The following is a 17,855-nucleotide window of genomic DNA, read 5'->3' on the forward strand; positions in this document are numbered from 1 at the left end:
CCAGACGGAATATGTCTGGCAATCTGGTATTACTCTCAAAGGAACTACCTCGACGAGGAGGTAATTCATATATTACTGGCTGTGTTTCGGCACGCTGTTGAGTTCTCAAAGAACACGCGCACACCGCAGCTCATCTCCGAGGAGAGTCACTTCCGGGGCTGTGTCAGGCTTAGAAGTCTTTCGCCGCGCTCCGTTCCGGTGTTTCCCGGCCCGTTCCGCGCTGGCAGAGAGAAATTTACACGGCGGCCTTCCAACATCCAAATCGGGGGTCACGTACGGCGTAACCGCAGGTCAACCACCACGCGGACGGCCCAAACCAGCCAAGATCGACGCACAGTGTGACCGGGGCCACGCCGGCAATCTTGAATTCCACTTCAACGGGGTGCGGCCGGCAGGTGCACGGTGACCGACAGACCACCGGCCGGCACGGCCACTGCCTGCGCAAACCCGCCATGAGCGGCCACCGCGGCGCGCACGATCGAGAGCCCCAGCCCCGTGCCGGACTGGCTCGTGCGGTCCTTGCCCCCGCGCCGGAACGGCTCGAACAGCTCTTCGACGCGGTCCGGCGCGATGACCTGACCCGACGACGACACCCTCACGACGGACCACTGCGGCCCGGTCTCCACGACGGTCTCGATCCACCCGCCGACGTGGTTGTGCCGGACAGCGTTCTCCAGCAGGTTGCCCGCGATGCGCTCCAACAGCGCGGGATCCCCTACCGCGAGCGCGGGCGCACACCGGAAGACGGCGCGCACGTTGCGTGCCTCGGCCTCCGCGCGCACGGCCCTCCACGCGGACTCGACGACAGCAGAGAGATCGACCGGTTCACGCACCGCGAGCCCAAGACCGTCCGTGCGCGCGAGCAGCAGCAGTGCCGACACCAACTGCTCGGCACGCTCCCCTGCCGCGCGCACTACGCCGGCCATGCGCCGCAGCTCTTCAACGTCCGCGTCCGGGTCGGACAAGGTCACGTCCAGTTCCGTGCGCACCACCGAGAGAGGGGTGCGCAGTTCGTGCGACGCGTTCGCCACGAACCGGCGTTGCGAATCGAAGGCCGCTTCGAGCCGGTCGAGCATTGCGTCGAAGGTGTCCGCGAGCTCAGCGACCTCGTCCCGCGGCCCTTCCAGGCGCAACCGCGATCCCAACGACTCCGCGGACAACCGGCGCGCGGCACCAGTGACGTCGTGCAGTGGCTTCAACACACGGCCGGTGAACGTCCACGCCAGCACAGCGGCCGCCACCACCATGCACGCGAACGCGATCAACCCCGCGCGCAGCAAGTCCTGCCGGGCCGCCACCGTCAGCGCGTTCGTCAACACCGTGACGTCGACGTTCACGCCGTCAACGGTGACGTGGCTGCCGGAGGGGAACGACGGCGAGGAGTCGAAGACCCGCCCGACCAGCGTCCACCCCAGGAAGAGCAGCACGGCACTCACCACCGCGACGAGCGCGGTGGTGAGGAGCGTGATCCGGAGACGAAGCCCCGGCCCGCGCCTTCGCACGATTTCAGTCCTCAGCAGATCCGTTCGAAGCACTCGGCACCCGGTACCCGGAGCCCACGACGGTGTCGATGATGCCCGGCTCGCCGAGCTTCTTGCGCAACGTCATGACGGTGACGCGAACGGTCGTGGTGAACGGGTCGGCGTTCTCGTCCCACACCCGCTCGAGCAGTTCCTCGCTGCTGACGACTGATCCCTTGGCCGCGAGCAGCACTTCGAGGACGCCGAACTCCTTGCGCGTGAGCTCGATCGGCTGCCCGCCGCGAGCCACGGTGCGACGCGCCGGATCCAGCTCCACGTCCTGAGCGGCCAGCACGGGCGGTGTCGCCGGCGTCGCACGCCGCGCCAACGCCCGTACGCGCGCGACCAGCTCGGGGAACGCGAACGGCTTCGCGAGGTAGTCGTCGGCGCCCAGTGACAACCCGGACACGCGATCCTCGATGGACCCGCTGGCGGTCAGCATCATGACCCTGGTGAGCGCGCCGGAGCTGAGGATCTCCTTGCACAGCTCGTCGCCGGACATCCCGGGCAGGTCGCGGTCGAGCACAACCACGTCGTACCGCGTGACGGTCGACTTCTCGTGCCCGGTCTCGCCGTCGTAGGCGACGTCCACGGCCATACCTTCACGCCTCAGGCCGCGTGCGATCGCGTCGGCCAGGGGCGCCTCGTCCTCGACTACCAGAATCCGCACGCCACAAAGGTGCCATACGGACCTGAGAAGGCGCTTAACGGCACCTTCACGCGACCTGTCGGCGTCAAGCGCGCTGGTGGTGCGTGAGCAGCGTTCCGAGCAAACGGGTCAACGTCTGCCGATCCTGCGCGGCAAGGGGGCCGAGCAGATCCTCCTGTGCCTGGTCGAGCGCCCGGTCCAGCCGCCGCAGCTGTTCCTCGCCGGCCCCGGTGAGGGTGATCATGTTGCGTCGCCGGTCGTGCGGGTCCTGCGTCCGTTCGACGAAGCCTCGCTCGGCCAGTTCGGTGACGGCCGCCACGACGTCGCTGCGGTCCATGTTGCCGCGACGGCCGAGTTCGGCCTGGCTGGCCACGCCGAACTCGTCCAGGGCGGCCAGGACGCGGTAGTGGTAGCCGCGTGCTCCCGCCTCGGCGAAGCCCTCGGACGCCAGCCGATGCGCGTGTACCGCGAGCTGGGTGAGCAGCCAGCTCGGCTTCCCTGCCAGGCGTTCGGGGGTCTTCTCCACGACATCATCCTAATTCGTTGGCGCGGCCAACAACACCATGTACGGTTGGTGACGCCAACGTTGGTATCACCAACCAAAGGAGTTCCCCGTGCAGACCCTGAGCGACCGCGTCGAGATCACCGACCTGTTCAGCCGCCTCTCCCGCCTGCTCGACGAGAGGCGCTGGGACGACGCGCACACCGTCTTCGACCGCGACGTCTCGGTGTCCTCGCCCCGCAACGGCGAACGCCGCGGCATCGACGAGCTCGTCGCCGTCATGCGGGCGGCGGAGCAGCCGGATGAACTGACCCAGCACCTGACGACCGACCTTCTGGTGGACCTCGCCGGCGACAAGGCCGTGACCTCGGCGAACTCGGTCGTGCACTTCTTCCGCGAGGGCCAGGCGCCCCACCGGACGGCCGGGCTGCGCATGGACGGCGTCGTGGTCAGGACGCCTGCCGGGTGGCGGCTGCGCGAGTCGAGGACCACCCTCGTCTGGCTCGACGAGAAGTGATCAGGACTTCCGGGCCGGCCGGTCCACCACGACGGTCGAGGCCGTCTGCAGCGCGCGGAGCTCCAGCAACGCCGGGTGCTCCTCCGCCAGCCGGGCCGCGTTCAGCAACGACCGCAAAGCAGCCGTCTCGCCCCGAGCCCGCTCCAGCGCCGCACGTCCCTCGGACGCCGCCACCAGCTCGGCCAGCGCGGCCCGCCGCAGCTCACCGGGCATCACGACATCACGGACGGCCACCTCGGACACGGTGATCCCCAGCTCCTCCGCGCGTGCGGCCACAGCAGTGGCCACCTCGGTGGCGATGGCCTCACGCTCCGGGTCCACGGCGGAGTGCGCGCGCGGGAGCACAGCACCGCGCAACGCGAGCTGCACGGCCGTGTAGAGCTCATCCTCGGGAGACGCCGACTCCACCACGAACTTCGTAGCCGACGACACCGCCCACCGGACGACGACGGTCACCCGCACCAGCACACCGTCGGAGGTCGGCACGTCCTGTGCCGCGGGGGTCATCGTGCGCGGACGGATGTCGACGCGGTGCAGCACGGCCCGCAACGGCACCCGATGACGCCCGGGACCGAGCTCGCCCACCAGCACGCCGTGGTCGAACCGGACTCCCCGCTCCCACGGGTACAACGTCTTCTTCATCGTCTTCACCTCCGTCCAGACAGACCACGACCCCGGCCGGCGGAACGTCAGGCGGAAGTCCACAAGGGACTTTCAAGGCCGGACGTCCCCGTATGCGACCGGGGTCGTGGCACACAGGGATCGAACCTGATGCTTCTAAGGCACCCAACACCCGCATCGATCGTGGAACCCAGGCGAGGGAGACCTGCCGGGCCACCAGAACGCGGGCGTGCTGTGGAGATTAGCCGAACTACTTCTCCGCGGGCGCGTCCATTTCGACGGGCAGGCATTCCAGCCGTGCGGCCCACTCCGTCACACGGCGAGCCACGTCCTGCGCGGTGATGCCGCACAACGCCAGCACCTCACCGCGCTCGCCGTGGTCGTGGAACCGTTGCGGCAGAGCGATGTCGCGCAACGGCACCTCGATGTCGGCGTCGCGCAACGCGGCCGCGAACGCCGATCCGAAACCACCGTGCCGGCCACCGTCCTCAACGGTCACCACGAGCTTGTGCGACGCGGCCATCTCCACGAGGTCCACCGACATCGGGTAGATCCACCGCGGGTCGACGACCGTCACGCCGATGCCCTGGTCCTCCAGCCGTTGCGCGGCGTCGAGACCGAGCTCGCCCAACGCACCGACGGTCACCAACAGCACGTCGTTGCCCGAACGGCGAAGCACGTCAACGGAACCAACGCGCTCAAGAGCCGGCAGGTCCGCGCCGACGGACGCCTTCGGGTAGCGGATCACCGACGGCGCGTTCGAGATCGCCACGGCCTCACGCAGCTCCTCGGCCAGCGTGCCCGCGTCACGAGGCGCGGCGACGTGGATGCCTGGGATGACGCCGAGGATCGACATGTCCCACATGCCGTGGTGCGACGCACCGTCCGGGCCGGTGACGCCCGCGCGGTCCAGCACGACCGTCACGCCCTGCTCGTGCAGTGCGACGTCCATCAGCAGCTGGTCGAACGCCCGGTTGAGGAACGTCGCGTACACGGCCACAACGGGGTGCAGGCCACCCATCGCCAGGCCGGTGGCGGAGGTCATCGCGTGCTGCTCGGCGATGCCGACGTCGTAGAAGCGCTCCGGGAACGCCTTGGCGAACGCGTCCAGACCGGTCGGGCCCTGCATCGCGGCGGTGATCGCCACGACGTCGGAACGCTCGCGGCCGATCTCCACCAGGGAGTCGGAGAACACGTGCGTCCAGGTCCGCTTGGACGGCTTGAGGTTCTCGCCGGTGATCGGGTCGATGACGCCGGTGGCGTGCATCTGGTCGGCCTCGTGGTTCTCGGCCGGCGCGAACCCCATGCCCTTGCGGGTGACCGCGTGCACGATCACCGGTCCGCCGAACGATTTCGCGCGCTGCAGAGCGGACTCCAGCGTCGCCATGTCGTGGCCGTCGACCGGGCCGATGTACTTGAGGCCGAGGTCCTCGAACATCGCCTGGGGCGCCAGCGCGTCCTTGATGCCGCGCTTGGCGGCGTGCAGAGCGGCGTACAGCGGCTTGCCGAAGAACGGCGTCTGCTGCAGCGCGGTCTTGCCCTTCTCCAGCAACTGCTCGTAACCGGGACGCAGCCGCAGCGACGACAGGTGGTCCGCGAGACCACCGATCGTCGGCGAGTACGAACGGCCGTTGTCGTTGACCACGATCACGACCGGACGCGTCTTGTCCGCCGCGATGTTGTTCAACGCCTCCCAGCACATACCGCCGGTCAGCGCGCCATCACCGACAACGGCGATCACGTGGCCGTTGGTGCCGTTGAGCTGCTTCGCCTTCGCCAGGCCGTCCGCGTAGGACAGCGCCGTCGACGCGTGGCTGTTGCCCTGCACGTCGTGCGCGGACTCCTCGCGCGACGGGTAGCCGGACATCCCGCCCCGCTGCCGCAGGTCGTCGAAGCCGTCGCGACGGCCCGTGACGATCTTGTGCACGTACGACTGGTGCCCGGTGTCGTACACGATCGGGTCCTGCGGCGAGTCGAACACGCGGTGCAACGCCACCGTCAGCTCGACCACGCCCAGGTTCGGGCCGAGGTGCCCGCCCGTCTTCGAGACCTTGTCGACCAGAAAACGCCGGATCTCGGCGCAGAGCTGCTGCAGCTCCGCCTCGTTCATCCGTTTCAGATCAGCCGGTCCGTGCACGGACTCCAGCAGGGTCACCACGCCCACCTCACTCCTGAAGACTTCGGCTCAGTCTACGGAGACGCGACTGAGACGCTTTGTCAGCTGGTCTCAGGTACGAGCAACGCGATGCACTCCATGTGGTGTGTCATCGGGAACGCGTCGAACGCCCGCAGTTCGGCGAGGCGATACCCCTGAACTGTGAATTCAGCCAGGTCGCGTGCCAGTGCGGCGGGGTCGCAGGCCACGTAGACGACCCGCTGGGGACGGCGTCGTGCGACTTCAGCCACAACGACCTTCCCCGCACCCTTGCGAGGAGGGTCGAGCACCACGACGTGAGGGTCCTCAACGGGCAGTTTGCGCACCACGGCACGCTCCACCTTGTCCACCACCCACTCGACCCGGGGCATGCGGCGGAGGTTGCGCCGGCCGTCCTCCACGGCACCGGCGAAAGACTCCACGACCAGCACGGATCCGGTTTCGCCGACCTGCCGTGCGAGCACCGACGCGAAGAGCCCCGCACCGCCGTAGAGGTCCCACGCGCGTTGCCCAGGCTCAGCAGCGGCCCACTCCCCCACGACCGTGGCGAACGTGTCCGCGGCAGCCGGGTGGACCTGCCAGAAACCTTCCGCCGAAATTCGCCACTTTCGTTGGGCGGCGGTCTCCACGGCCGTACCGGTTCCGGCGCGTCGCGCGGTGTGTCGGCCGCGCACCTCACCCACATGACGGTTGCCGTCACCGTCCTGGACGATCGTCAGCTCCTGTGCTCGCCACTTTCGGTCCGCCACCGCCTCGACCATGCCCGGCCGGGAGATCACACAGTGGTCGATCGGGATCACATCGTGGGAACGGGTGCCGCGGAAACCGGGCCTCCCGTCGCGGTCGACGGCCATCCGGATCCGGGTCCGCCACTCCAGCGGACCGCCCGGCAGCGCCTCCACGACCACGTCGCGTTCGATCTTGGCCAGGCGGCTCAGCTGCTCACGGACGATCTGGGCCTTCAGCTCCCGTTGCGCGTCCCACGACACGTGCTGGAAGTCGCAGCCACCGCACAGCCCCGGTCCGCTGAACGGGCACGGCGGCTCCACCCGGTCCGGTGACGCCGTCAGGATCTCCACGGCGTCCGCACGGCAGAACGACCCGCCGTTGTCCTCGTACACCGACGCCACAACGCGCTCACCGGGCAGTGCGTGGCGCACGAACAGGACGCGGCCCTCGTGCCGTGCGACGAAGTGCCCGCCGTGTGCGACAGGCCCCACTTCTACTTCGAACTGCTTGCCGGTCCAGTCTTCTTTGGCCGAGCTCATCGGTCGTCAAGTCCCCTTCGGACAGCGCCGGGCGCGATGACGTCCTTGTCCCTGACCTTCACCGACGACTCGAGCTGCCACGGCACACTGGTCACCATCACACCCGGCTGGAAAAGCAGCCTTCCCTTGAGCCGCAACGCGCTCTGGTTGTGCAGCAGCTGCTCCCACCAGTGGCCGACGACGTACTCGGGGATGAACACCGTAACAACGTCGCGCGGGTTGTCCGACTTGACGCGCTTGACGTAGTCGAGAACGGGCTTGGTGATCTCCCGGTAGGGCGACTCGATCACCTTCAACGGGATCTTGAAGTTCTCCTTCTCCCACTCCAGCACGAGCTGGCGGGTGTCGCCGTCGTCGACGTTGACCGTGACGGCCTCCAGCACGTCCGGCCGCGTGGCCTTGGCGTAGGACAACGCCCTCAACGTCGGCATGTGCAGTTTGGACACCAGCACCATCGCGTGGTTGCGCGCCGGCATCGTGCGCACGCGCTCCTGCTTGCGCAGCTCCTCGGCGACGGTGTCGTAGTGCTTGCGGATCGCCGTCATCAACGCGTAGATGGCGGCCATCGCGGCGATGGCGATCCACGCGCCCTTGGTGAACTTGGTGATCAGCACGACGATCAGCACCGTCGCGGTCATGACGAGACCGAACGTGTTGATCGCCTGCGAGCGGCGCATCCGGGAGCGCGCCTGGACGTCGGTCTCGGACTTGAGCAGCCGCTTCCAGTGCCTGATCATGCCGAGCTGGCTCAGCGTGAACGACACGAACACGCCGACGATGTAGAGCTGGATCAGCCGGGTGACCTCGGCGTCGAACGCGATCACCAGCACGACCGCGAAGCCGGCCAGGAAGAGGATGCCGTTGGAGAACGCCAGCCGGTCGCCGCGGGTGTGCAGTTGGCGCGGCAGGTAGCGGTCCTGGGCGAGGATCGAGCCGAGCACCGGGAAGCCGTTGAACGCGGTGTTCGCCGCGAGCACCAGGATCAGCGCCGTGACGGCGGTGATGAAGAAGAAGCCCGCCGGGAAGTTGCTGAAGACGGCGTGCGCGACCTGCGCCACCATCGTCTTCTGCTCGTAGCCCTCCGGGGCGTTCGCGATCTGGTCCTTCGGGAACTCGGCCATCCGCACGTCGGTCAGCTGGGCGAGCACGATCAGGCCCATCAGCATGGTGACCGAGATGGCGCCCATCATCAGCAGCGTCGTGGCGGCGTTGCGGGACTTCGGCTTGCGGAACGCGGGCACGCCGTTGCTGATCGCCTCGACACCCGTGAGCGCCGCACAGCCAGATGAGAACGCACGCAGCACGAGGAACACGAACGCGAGGCCCATCAGGTGGTCCTGCTCGGCGTGGATCTCGAAACCGGAACTCTCCGCACGCATCTCGTCACCCAGGACGAACCCGCGGAACAGGCCCCACGCGATCAGGACCATGATGCCGATCATGAACGCGTAGGTGGGGATCGCGAACGCGCTGCCGGACTCGCGGATGCCGCGCAGGTTGATCGCTGTGAGAACGACGATCGCGGCCACCGCGAACAACGCCTTGTGCTCCGCGACGAACGGGATGGCCGACCCGATGTTCGCCGCCGCCGCCGAGATCGACACGGCGACCGTGAGGATGTAGTCCACGAGCAGGGCGCTCGCCACGGTGAGCCCCGCTCTGCGGCCGAGGTTGACCGTCGCGACCTCGTAGTCGCCGCCTCCGGACGGGTAGGCGTGCACGTTCTGGCGGTAGCTGGCGACCACGGTGAGCATGACCACGACGACCGCGACACCCACCCAGGGAGCCAGCGCGTAGGCGCTCAGCCCCGCCACCGACAGCATCAGGAAGATCTCCTCCGGCGCGTACGCGACCGACGACATGGCGTCGGAGGCGAACACCGGGAGGGCGATGCGTTTGGGCAGCAGGGTGTGCGCGAGGCGATCACTGCGGAACGGCCGTCCGACCAGGAGGCGTTTGGCAGCGGTGGCGAGCTTGGACACGGCCAGAGCGTAAGGGGTCCGCTCACCGGGACGGGCTAATGCTCGGTAGGTTCTGCGCAGAGTTCGCCTGAGGAGGCATGTCGTGCACGTGGTGATCATGGGGTGTGGCCGGGTGGGAGCCTCCCTGGCCAGGGCCTTGGAGCGGCTCGACCACCAGGTCGCCGTGATCGACAAGGACCCGCAGTCGTTCCGGAGGCTCGGCAGCGACTTCCACGGGCAGCAGGTCGTGGGCAACGGTTTCGACCGCAACGTCCTGATCGAGGCCGGGGTCGAGCGCGCGGGCGCGTTCGCGGCGGTCTCCAGCGGCGACAACTCGAACATCATCTCGGCGCGGGTCGCGCGCGAGACGTTCGGCGTCGAACACGTCGTCGCCCGCATCTACGACCACAAGCGTGCCGCCGTGTACGAGCGGCTGGGCATCCCGACCGTGGCGACGGTGCCGTGGTCGACCGACCGCTTCCTGCGGATGTTGCTGCCCGAGGGCGCGGCGACCGCGTGGCGCGACCCGTCCGGCACCGTGGCGGTGCTGCCGATCGAGGTCTCCGAGGACTGGGTCGGGCGCCCCGTGTTCGAGCTGGAGGGCGCGATCGGCGCGCGCGTGGCGTTCCTGATGCGGTTCGGCACGGGCGTGCTGCCGGACGCGAAGACCATCGTGCAGGCCGACGACACCATCTACGTGGCGGCGCTGTCCGGCACGATCACCGACGTCGCGGCGGCGGCGCTGCAGGCACCGGAGGAGAGCTGATGCGGGTCGCGATCGCGGGGGCGGGCGCCGTCGGGCGGTCCATCGCGCAGGAGCTCGTGCAGGACGGGCACCAGGTCATGCTGATCGAGCGGGACCGGGCGCACTTCGACCCGAACTCCGTCGAGCAGGCCGAGTGGGTGCAGGCCGACGCGTGCGAATTGTCCTCTTTGGAGGACGCGGGCATGCAGCTGTGCGACGTGGTGATCGCCGCGACCGGTGACGACAAGGTCAACCTCGTGGTGTCGCTTCTGGCCAAGACCGAGTTCGCGGTGCGTCGCGTCGTCGCGCGCGTGAACGACCCGGCGAACGAGTGGCTCTTCACGGAGTCGTGGGGCGTTGACGTCGCCGTGTCGACGCCACGGCTGTTGGCCGCCATGGTCGAGGAGTCCGTGACGATCGGTGACGTCGTGCGGCTGCTGACGTTGCGGCAGGGGCAGGCGAACCTCGTGGAGATCACGCTCGACGAGTCGACGCCGTTCGCCGGCCGGGCGGTCTCCGAGCTGACGCTGCCGCGCGACGCCGCGCTGGTCACGATCCTGCGCGGCGGGCGGGTCATCGTGCCGCAGCCGGACGACACGCTCGAGGGCGGCGACGAACTGTTGTTCGTCACCACCGCCGCGGTCGAGCAGGACATCAAGACCGCGCTCGGGTACTGATGATCGGCAAACGGGGCCGGGTGACCGGCAGGGTCGGACCCGGCCTCGTGGGCGAGGTGATGATCGCGGTGCGATTCAGGTGCTGTTCCTGCTTCTGCGCGCGTCGTGGCGGGTCGCGGAGCCCAACGAGGCGTTGATCTTCTCCGGGTTGGGCGCGCGCGGGCTGCGCGAGACGGCCGACAGCATGACGTTCAAGATCGTCACCGGCAAGGGCGTGCTGGTGCTGCCCGGTTTCCAGACCGCGCGCCGGCCCTCGCTCGACACACGGGTCGCCGACCTGCAGGCGCAGGTCCGCAAGCCGGGCGACGCCGAACGGGACGCGCAGATCGCCTGTGCCGAGGCACAGGCCAGGGAGATCGAGCTGCGGGCGGCGGCCGACGCGACGCGGGTCAAGGCCGCGGCCGTGGCGGAAGCGGAGGCGACGCGAGCCACCGGTGAGGCCGAAGCGATCGCGGCGAAGGCACGCGGCCTCGCCGAGGCGGAGGCGATCAGCGCGCGGTCGTCGGCGCTGGCCGAGAACCCCGACGCGGTCGTCGCCCAGCAGCTCGCGGAGAAGTGGCCGGAGATCGTGGAGGCCGCGTCGAAGGCGTTCGGCAACGTCGACCACATGGTCGTCTTCAACGGTGCCGACGGGGTGTCGGACCTGCTGACCAAGGCGCTCTCGCTGGGAGGACCGGGACTCGGGCTGGCCCGTCAGCTGATGGACGCCATGCACGCGCCCACCGACCCGGCGGAGAACTCGGCGAACGGCCTTCCGGCGAAGTTCACCGCCTGACACGGCTCGTCCAGCGGACCCCGATTTCGGCACCAAAGGCATCCTTTGGGCTTCCCGCGGTGTCGTTCTGAGCATGACCGTGCTCAACTGGGGTATCTGCGCAACGGAAGCGAGCACTTACCAGCTGTGAGCGATCAGTTGCCCCTGGTCGGGCGCGAGGGTGAGCTGCGGGCCGCGCTGCGGGCGCTGGCCGGGGATGGCGCGGTGCTGCTGTCGGGTCCGCCAGGGGTCGGCAAGACCCGCCTGGCCGCGGAGGTGCTCGCAGCCGCACCGCATCCCGCCGTGCGGTGCTACGCCACGGTCGCCACGTCCCGGATTCCGCTCGGTGCGATCGCGTCGCTCGTCCCCACCGACCTGCCTGCCTTCGCGGGGACGATCCTGCCGTCGTCGTCTGTGCGTGCCGCAGCCGAACACCTCTCTCGTGGCGGTCGGCGGGTGTTGTCGATCGATGACGCACATCTGCTCGACGACGCGTCGTTGTTGGTGTTGCAGCACGTCGTGAGGCACAGGCTGACGCGTGTCGTCTGCACGGCGCGGCCTGGGTGGGGCGCGGAGGGACTGACCGTCGTCCACGTCGACGCGCTCGACCAGGAACGCGCGGACACGTTGCTGAGGTCCGCTCTTGGCGGGCCCGCGGACGCGTCGACCCGGCACCTGGTGTGGGCGAACAGCCAGGGCAATCCGTTGTACCTCAAGGAACTCGTGGCGGCCGGGGTGCACTCGGGCGCGCTCACCGAGACCGAGGGCGGCTGGAACTGGAGCGGGCCGCTGGAGCTGTCCGGGCGGCTCGCCGAGCTCGTCGACCTGACGCTGGGCCGGCTCGCGGAACCGCAACGGCGGGCGCTGGAGCTGCTCGCGTACGGGGAGCCGTTGGAACCGGAGCTGATGCCGGTACCTGCCGATCTCGTGGACATGGGGTTCGTGCGCATCGGTGACGACGGACGCGCGCGTGTCGCACATCCGCTCTACAGCGCGCGTCTGCGGGCGACGTGTCCGACGTTGAGAGCCCGCGCGCATCGTCGGGCGCTGGCGGACCGGTTGGAGGCGGAGGGCGCGGACCGGCCCGGTGACGCGGTGCGGGTCGCGACGTGGCGGCTCGACAGCGGGACGGCCGAGTCGCCGGACGTGCTCGCGCGGGCCGCCGAGCAGGCGCTGTCCGCGCAGGACTGGGAGCTGGCCGAACGGCTCTCGCGCGCGGCGGCGGCCCGTGGGGCGACCTCACGCGTGGGGCTCGTGCTCGGGCTCGTGCTGATGTACCAGCGTCAGTGCGCGCAGGCCGAGGAGGTGCTCGCCGAGACGATGGCGGCGGGCGGCGACATGCTCACCGTGATCCAGGTGGGCTGCACACGCGCGTTCAACCTGTTCTTCGGTCTCGGTGACGAGGACGCGGCGGTGGCGGTGCTGGACGAGGTCACCGCGCGGGAGCTGCCGGCCGAGCTGGAGCACGCGGTGTTGTTCTTCGCGCTGACGTTCGCGCTGGAGGCCGCGCCGTTGCGGATCGCGCGGCTCGGCGGCGAGCTGCTGATCGCCGAGGGCGGCTGGGCGGAGACGGCGGGGCGGCAGGTGCTGGCGTTCGCCGACCAGTTCGCCGGCCGCTACACCGAGGCGATCGCGCGGATCGAGGACAACCACGAGGCCGTGATGGCGACGGCAGGGCGGTTCCCGTCGCTGATCAACGCGGCGACCGGGGTGCGCAACGAGAGCATCCTGCGCTGCGGCGATCTGGCGGGCGCGGAGTCGCGGGCCGCGCAAGCGCTGGCGGAGGTGATCGAGGAGGACCGCTGGTCGGTCACCCAGGTGCCGCCGCGGGTGTTGCTGAGCCAGAGTGCGCGGTTGCGCGGTCAGGCCGCTTCGGCCGTGCGGATCACCGCCGAGGGTGTTCCCGAGTCCGGCGTGCTGCCGATGATGTGGGACGTGCTGCTGCTGGCCGAGTTCGCCGCTGGTGCCGCGTTGCAGGGTCAGTCCGAACGTGCGGAACGGGCGTTGGCGCGCGCTGAGGCCGGGTTGCGGCCCGCGTGGCGGATCGCGCGATTCGCCGTGGAAGCCGCACGGTCGTGGGTGCTTGCTGGCAGTGGGCGCGTCAACGAGGCGATGCAGGTCGCTCTGGACAACGCCGCGACGGCCCGTGCGCACGGCGCGCACTCTGAGGAGATCGTGTCTCTGCACGACGCCGCACGGTTCGGTGCGGACACCTCGCCGCGTTTGTTGGAACTGGCGAAATCGCGCCGAGACCCGCTGACGACCGCATACGCCTCGCACGCCCAGGCGCGCGCGTTGCGTGACCCGGCGGGGCTGGAGGGGGTGGCGGCGGCGTTCACGGCGTGCGGCGCGACTCTGTACGCGGCCGAGGCGCTCGCGGAGGCCAGCAGGTTGTCCCGGCTGCACGACCGGCCGCGTGACGCGGACAGGCTGGAGCGGCAGGCGTCGGCGCTCGCGGAGTCGTTCGACGGCGCGACGACGCCTGGTCTGGTGGTGACGAGCACGCTCGCCGCGCTGACGCCGCGTCAGCTGGAGATCGCACGTCTGGCCGTGACGGGGCTGACGAACGTGGAGATCGCAGAGCGGTTGGCGATCGCCAAGCGCACGGTGGACAACCATCTGCACACGACCTACGCGGCGGTGGGTGTCACCGGACGGGGTGGACTGCGGGCGCTGTTCGGCCAGGGATGAGGGCGAAACGATGTGCGCGGTGGACCGGAACTTCGGCACACTGCGAGTTGTGTGGCCGTTCGTGGGCAGGGTGCGTGAGCTGGAGGACGTGATGTCCGCGCTCACCTCGGCAGACGCGAAGGGCGCCGCGCTCGTCGGACCCGCCGGAGTCGGCAAGACACGGCTCGCGGACGAGGTCGTGGCACGGCTGGAGGAGTCCGGCTGCACCGTGCGGCGCTGCTACGCGACCGTGGCGACGTCGTCGATCCCGTTCGGGGCGCTGGCCGCGATGCTGCCGGCCGACATGCGCACCGCGAACCCGCTGGGCCGTGCCGTCGAGCAACTGGTGGCCGAGCCGCAGCCGTTGGCGATCGTGGTGGACGACGCGCACCTGCTCGACGACGCCTCCATCGGGTTGCTGCACCACGTGATCCGGCACGGGTTCGCGCGGGTGCTGGTGACCTCGCGGCCCGGTGAGCGTGCGGAGCTGTGGCAGGAGGGGCTGCTGCGGCGTTATCCGTTGGGCGACCTGTCGCGGGGCGAGGCCGATCTCCTGCTGGAACGGGCGTTGGACGGGCCGGTCGACACGCGCTCGGCGGCGTTGCTGTGGTCGGGCAGCGCGGGGAATCCGTTGTATCTCAGGGAACTCGTGGTGTCCGGGCGCGCGGTGGGGTCGTTGCGCGTGGTCGAGGGGATCTGGTCGTGGCACGGCGCGATCGAGCTCGGCGGGCGGCTCGGCGAGCTCGTGCGGGAGAACCTCGGCCGGCTGGAACCCTCGCATCGGCACGCGTTGGAACTGCTCGCCTACTCCGAGCCGGTGGAGCTGGACCTGCTGGCGTCGCTGGTGCAGGAGGAGGCGCTCGACGACCTGGAGACCCGTGCGTTGATCCAGGTCGAGTCGTCGGGGCGTCGCACGGTCGTGCGGCTCGGGCATCCGTTGTACGGCAGCCTGCTCCGCGCGACGTGCCCTGAGTTGCGCGCGCAGTCACACCAACGCGCGTTGGCCGCCGGTCTCGAAGCAACGGGCGCACGGCGCCGTGAAGACCTGATGCGCATCGCGACGTGGCGACTCGACGGCGGTTCGCCGATCTCGCTGGATCTCCTGGCCGCAGCCGCCGAACAGGCGTGGGCCGCGCGCGACGTGACGCTCGCGGAACGCCTCTGCCGCGCCGCCGTCGACGCGGGCGGCCTGGGGCGGGTCGGGCACGTGTTCGGTCAGGTGCTGATGTACGGCCGCGCACCGGATCAGGCCGAGGCAACACTCGCGGACGTGATGAGCGGACCGTTGTCGGTGGCGGACCTGAGCCGCCTGGGCGCCACCAGGTCCATGAACCTCTACTTCGGACTGGGCGACGCGGACGCCGCCACCGCGGTGCTCGATTCCGTCGACGTGCCCGGTCTCCCCGACGAGTTGCGGGATTGGCTGAAGGTCGTCCGCACGATGGAGGACGCGCAACATCGGCACGTGGCCACGGTCCTGGAGCACACGTACCAGCCGCTGGTGCCGCAGCTGTCCATCCACATGCGACGCACCAGGGCGTTGTGCCTCCTGCAAGCCGGCCGATACGGCGAAGTCGAGCTCGAAGTCGCTGCCTGTGAGGCCTTGGCGTCGGACGACGAGACGCCAACCGCTGACTACGGCGCGCTACGCATGCGCTGCTTCGCACTGGCGTATGGCGGCCACCTCTCCGAGGCGGAGAGTCTCGCGCTGAAGATGCACGACTCGTTGTTCGACGATTTGGCCTTCACCGGCACGACATCGCTCTACAGCGTGTTGTCGTTCTGCGCGCGCATGCGTGGCCACGGTTCCCAAGCCTTGCGCCTGGCCCGCGAAGGCAGCCCGAAAACGCCGGTGAGTCCGCTGATCTTCGACACCATCGCGCTCGCCAGCCTGGCCAGCGCCGCGGCGCTCGTCGGCGACGCCGACCTGGCGACGGAAGCCCTGGCCCGCGCCGAGAAGGCCCGCCGCCCGGCCTGGCGGCTGACCGGCACAACGGTGTCGGTGGCTCGGTCCTGGGTGCTCGCCGGCACGGGTGACGTCCGCGCCGCCGCAGACGCCGCGATGGCGGCAGCAGACGAATGCGCCGAACTCGGCGTGCACGGCGGCGAGGCCATGGCCCTGCACGACGCGGCCCGTTTCGGCGTCGACACGTCTCTGCGCCTGGCGGCCCTCACGTCCTCTATGGACGACCCGATGACCTCGGCCTACACGGCACACGCGACCGCCCTGGCGCACGCCGCACCGACCGTCCTGGAAGCCACGGCGACGGACTTCCTGCGCCTCGGCGCCACCCTTTACGCCGCCGAAGCCCTGGCCTCCGCCGCCCGCCTGCACCGAGCCCAGGACAACCCCCGCGCCGCCTCCCAGGCCTCGGCCCGCCAGGCGTTGCTGATGCGCGACTTCGACGGCGCCCACACCCCTGCCCTGCGCGTCGACGGCCTGACCCACCTGACCCGCCGCCAGGTGGAGGTGGCCAGGCTCGCGACGTCCGGGCTCACCAACCAGCAGATCGCCGAGAAGCTCCACACCTCGAAGCGCACGGTCGACAATCATCTGCATGCGATCTACGGCGTGCTCGGCGTGACGGGACGCGACGAACTCCGCACCGTGCTCGGCCCTTCCTGACCCACGACGGCAGGCCGATATCCGATATCCGATATATCGCTCGCTGCCCGCGCCGTATCCGATATATCAGCATCCGACATATCGGATACCGTTCAGACGCGCCAGTATCCGATGTACTGGATATCGCACGTCGGCTACCAGCCGATATCCGATATACCACCCAGCTCGCTAGGCTTGATCGACTCGCCTCAACCACCTCGCCAGGGGGAACAGTGCGGCATGTCGAGGCCAGTCCCGCCCTGGCGCGGCTGGAATGGATTCTCGACGGCCTGGATGGGAAGCCCGGCTGGGGAGCTGACGCGTCCGACGTGCTCGCGGCCGCGTTCACCACCGTCGTCACGCCCGAGAGGTACGTCGAGGTCACCCGCGGTCGCGCGGCCGACTACGCGCCGGTCGTCGTGGTCGGTCTCGATGTCAGCGAGACCACCGCGCAGGCGCGGATCCGTCGCCACGACGGCACCGTCGACGTCGTTTCCTGCGTCGTCGAGAGCGCACGGCCGCATCGAATCGCCGCCACGTGGGTTGCTGGACTGGTACCCACTGATCTGACGCCGAGGTTGCCGGCCGATTTCACGGACCACGACCTGCCTTCCGTCGCCACGAACGCCACGAACGCTCGGCTGGTCGTGTTCTCCGGGTTGCCCGGCAGCGGGAAGAGCACCCTGGCCGAGGCAGCGGGCGCCGAGCTGGGCATCCCCGTCTTCGCCACCGACTGGCTGCTCGGCGCGCTGACCCCGTTCGGCGGCCGCCATTTCGAGGCTCCACTGGAGATCGCCGAAGAGATGCTGACCACGCTCGCGCTGCGGCAACTCCTCGCCGGGCAGTCCGTCATCCTCGACCATCCCACCGAACAGGTGGCGACCAGAGATCGCTGGCGGAGCCTGGCGCGCCGGACCGGTGCGGAGTTCCGTGTGGTCGTGTGTCAGTGCTCCGACCCGGAAGTCCACCGGAGCAGGCTCGAAGGCCGCAGCCGCGGAATCCCCGGCTGGCACGACGCCGGCGACTGGTCCAACGTGCAGCAGCGACTGGCGAACTTTCCCTCCTGGCACGGGGAGGCGCTCTCAGTGGACACCGTTCAACCACGCGAGCTGGCCCTCGCCGCGGTCATCCGGCACATCACCGCCTGAGGGCATCCGGCGCTTGCACAACAGAAAGACGCGGCCGGCGCCTCCCGGAAGGGGCGCCGGCCG

Annotated in this window: 14 protein-coding genes; 7 read left to right on the forward strand and 7 right to left on the reverse strand. The window is 69.6% G+C overall.

Annotation, left to right across the window (positions count from 1 at the left end; translation table 11 throughout):
• Positions 1-374 precede the first annotated feature (374 nt).
• The 3 genes from B0F77_RS35570 to B0F77_RS35580 form a co-directional block, all read right to left on the reverse strand.
• Positions 375-1,502, reverse strand: coding sequence for a sensor histidine kinase (locus B0F77_RS35570; RefSeq protein WP_086667431.1), 1,128 nt, complete (start codon positions 1,500-1,502; stop codon positions 375-377).
• Between the two features lie 4 nt (positions 1,503-1,506).
• Positions 1,507-2,190 (reverse strand): response regulator transcription factor, encoded by a 684-nt coding sequence (locus B0F77_RS35575; RefSeq protein ID WP_086667432.1) that lies wholly within the window; start codon positions 2,188-2,190, stop codon positions 1,507-1,509.
• Between the two features lie 64 nt (positions 2,191-2,254).
• Positions 2,255-2,695, reverse strand: a complete 441-nt coding sequence (locus B0F77_RS35580; protein ID WP_086667433.1) for a MarR family winged helix-turn-helix transcriptional regulator — start codon at positions 2,693-2,695, stop codon at positions 2,255-2,257.
• A gap of 88 nt (positions 2,696-2,783) precedes the next feature.
• Between B0F77_RS35580 and B0F77_RS35585 the strand changes: the two genes are divergently transcribed.
• Positions 2,784-3,188: a nuclear transport factor 2 family protein gene (locus tag B0F77_RS35585; RefSeq protein ID WP_086667434.1), complete on the forward strand. Its 405-nt coding sequence runs from the start codon at positions 2,784-2,786 to the stop codon at positions 3,186-3,188.
• Here B0F77_RS35585 and B0F77_RS35590 read toward each other — a convergent pair whose 3' ends face one another.
• From B0F77_RS35590 to B0F77_RS35605, 4 genes are all read right to left on the reverse strand, one after another.
• A complete protein-coding gene (locus tag B0F77_RS35590; protein WP_086667477.1) occupies positions 3,189-3,830 on the reverse strand; it encodes an SPFH domain-containing protein in 642 nt (213 codons plus the stop codon). It lies immediately after the preceding gene.
• Between the two features lie 229 nt (positions 3,831-4,059).
• The gene (dxs, locus tag B0F77_RS35595) at positions 4,060-5,964 is read right to left on the reverse strand and encodes a 1-deoxy-D-xylulose-5-phosphate synthase (RefSeq protein WP_086667478.1); all 1,905 of its coding nucleotides are present in this window, start codon (positions 5,962-5,964) and stop codon (positions 4,060-4,062) included.
• A 62-nt stretch (positions 5,965-6,026) separates the two neighbouring features.
• Positions 6,027-7,232: a class I SAM-dependent RNA methyltransferase gene (locus B0F77_RS35600; protein WP_086667435.1), complete on the reverse strand. Its 1,206-nt coding sequence runs from the start codon at positions 7,230-7,232 to the stop codon at positions 6,027-6,029.
• Complete coding sequence (locus B0F77_RS35605; protein WP_086667436.1) at positions 7,229-9,214, reverse strand: APC family permease; 1,986 nt, start codon at positions 9,212-9,214, stop codon at positions 7,229-7,231. The genes B0F77_RS35600 and B0F77_RS35605 overlap by 4 nt, the downstream gene beginning before the upstream one ends.
• An 82-nt stretch (positions 9,215-9,296) precedes the next feature.
• Here B0F77_RS35605 and B0F77_RS35610 point away from each other — a divergent pair, with 82 nt between their 5' ends.
• The 6 genes from B0F77_RS35610 (at position 9,297) to B0F77_RS35635 (ending at position 17,792) form a co-directional block, all read left to right on the forward strand.
• Positions 9,297-9,959 carry a potassium channel family protein gene (locus B0F77_RS35610; RefSeq protein WP_086667437.1) on the forward strand — a complete coding sequence of 221 codons (663 nt, stop codon included), beginning with the start codon at positions 9,297-9,299 and terminating at the stop codon, positions 9,957-9,959.
• A complete protein-coding gene (locus B0F77_RS35615) occupies positions 9,959-10,615 on the forward strand; it encodes a potassium channel family protein (protein ID WP_086667438.1) in 657 nt (218 codons plus the stop codon). Before B0F77_RS35610 ends, B0F77_RS35615 begins: the two co-directional genes overlap by 1 nt.
• A 79-nt stretch (positions 10,616-10,694) precedes the next feature.
• Entirely contained in the window at positions 10,695-11,390 is a 696-nt protein-coding gene (locus B0F77_RS35620) for a flotillin domain-containing protein (protein WP_245849075.1), read from the forward strand.
• 126 nt (positions 11,391-11,516) lie between these two features.
• Positions 11,517-14,060, forward strand: coding sequence for a LuxR family transcriptional regulator (locus B0F77_RS35625; RefSeq protein ID WP_158102914.1), 2,544 nt, complete (start codon positions 11,517-11,519; stop codon positions 14,058-14,060).
• 19 nt (positions 14,061-14,079) lie between these two features.
• Positions 14,080-16,665 carry a helix-turn-helix transcriptional regulator gene (locus tag B0F77_RS35630; RefSeq protein WP_158102915.1) on the forward strand — a complete coding sequence of 862 codons (2,586 nt, stop codon included), beginning with the start codon at positions 14,080-14,082 and terminating at the stop codon, positions 16,663-16,665.
• Between the two features lie 212 nt (positions 16,666-16,877).
• Entirely contained in the window at positions 16,878-17,792 is a 915-nt protein-coding gene (locus tag B0F77_RS35635; RefSeq protein ID WP_158102916.1) for a P-loop nucleotide/nucleoside kinase family protein, read from the forward strand.
• Positions 17,793-17,855 lie beyond the last annotated feature (63 nt).

Origin of the sequence: Lentzea kentuckyensis (assembly GCF_002150765.1) — a bacterium.
In the GTDB taxonomy this organism is placed as follows: domain Bacteria; phylum Actinomycetota; class Actinomycetes; order Mycobacteriales; family Pseudonocardiaceae; genus Lentzea; species Lentzea kentuckyensis.

Bases quoted from the DNA above. Each gene is read 5' to 3' on its own strand.
- B0F77_RS35590 (WP_086667477.1), bottom strand. From the start codon at position 3,830: ATGAAGAAGACGTTGTACCCGTGGGAGCGGGGAGTCCGGTTCGACCAC.
- B0F77_RS35600 (WP_086667435.1), bottom strand. From the start codon at position 7,232: ATGAGCTCGGCCAAAGAAGACTGGACCGGCAAGCAGTTCGAAGTAGAA.
- B0F77_RS35615 (WP_086667438.1), top strand. From the start codon at position 9,959: ATGCGGGTCGCGATCGCGGGGGCGGGCGCCGTCGGGCGGTCCATCGCG.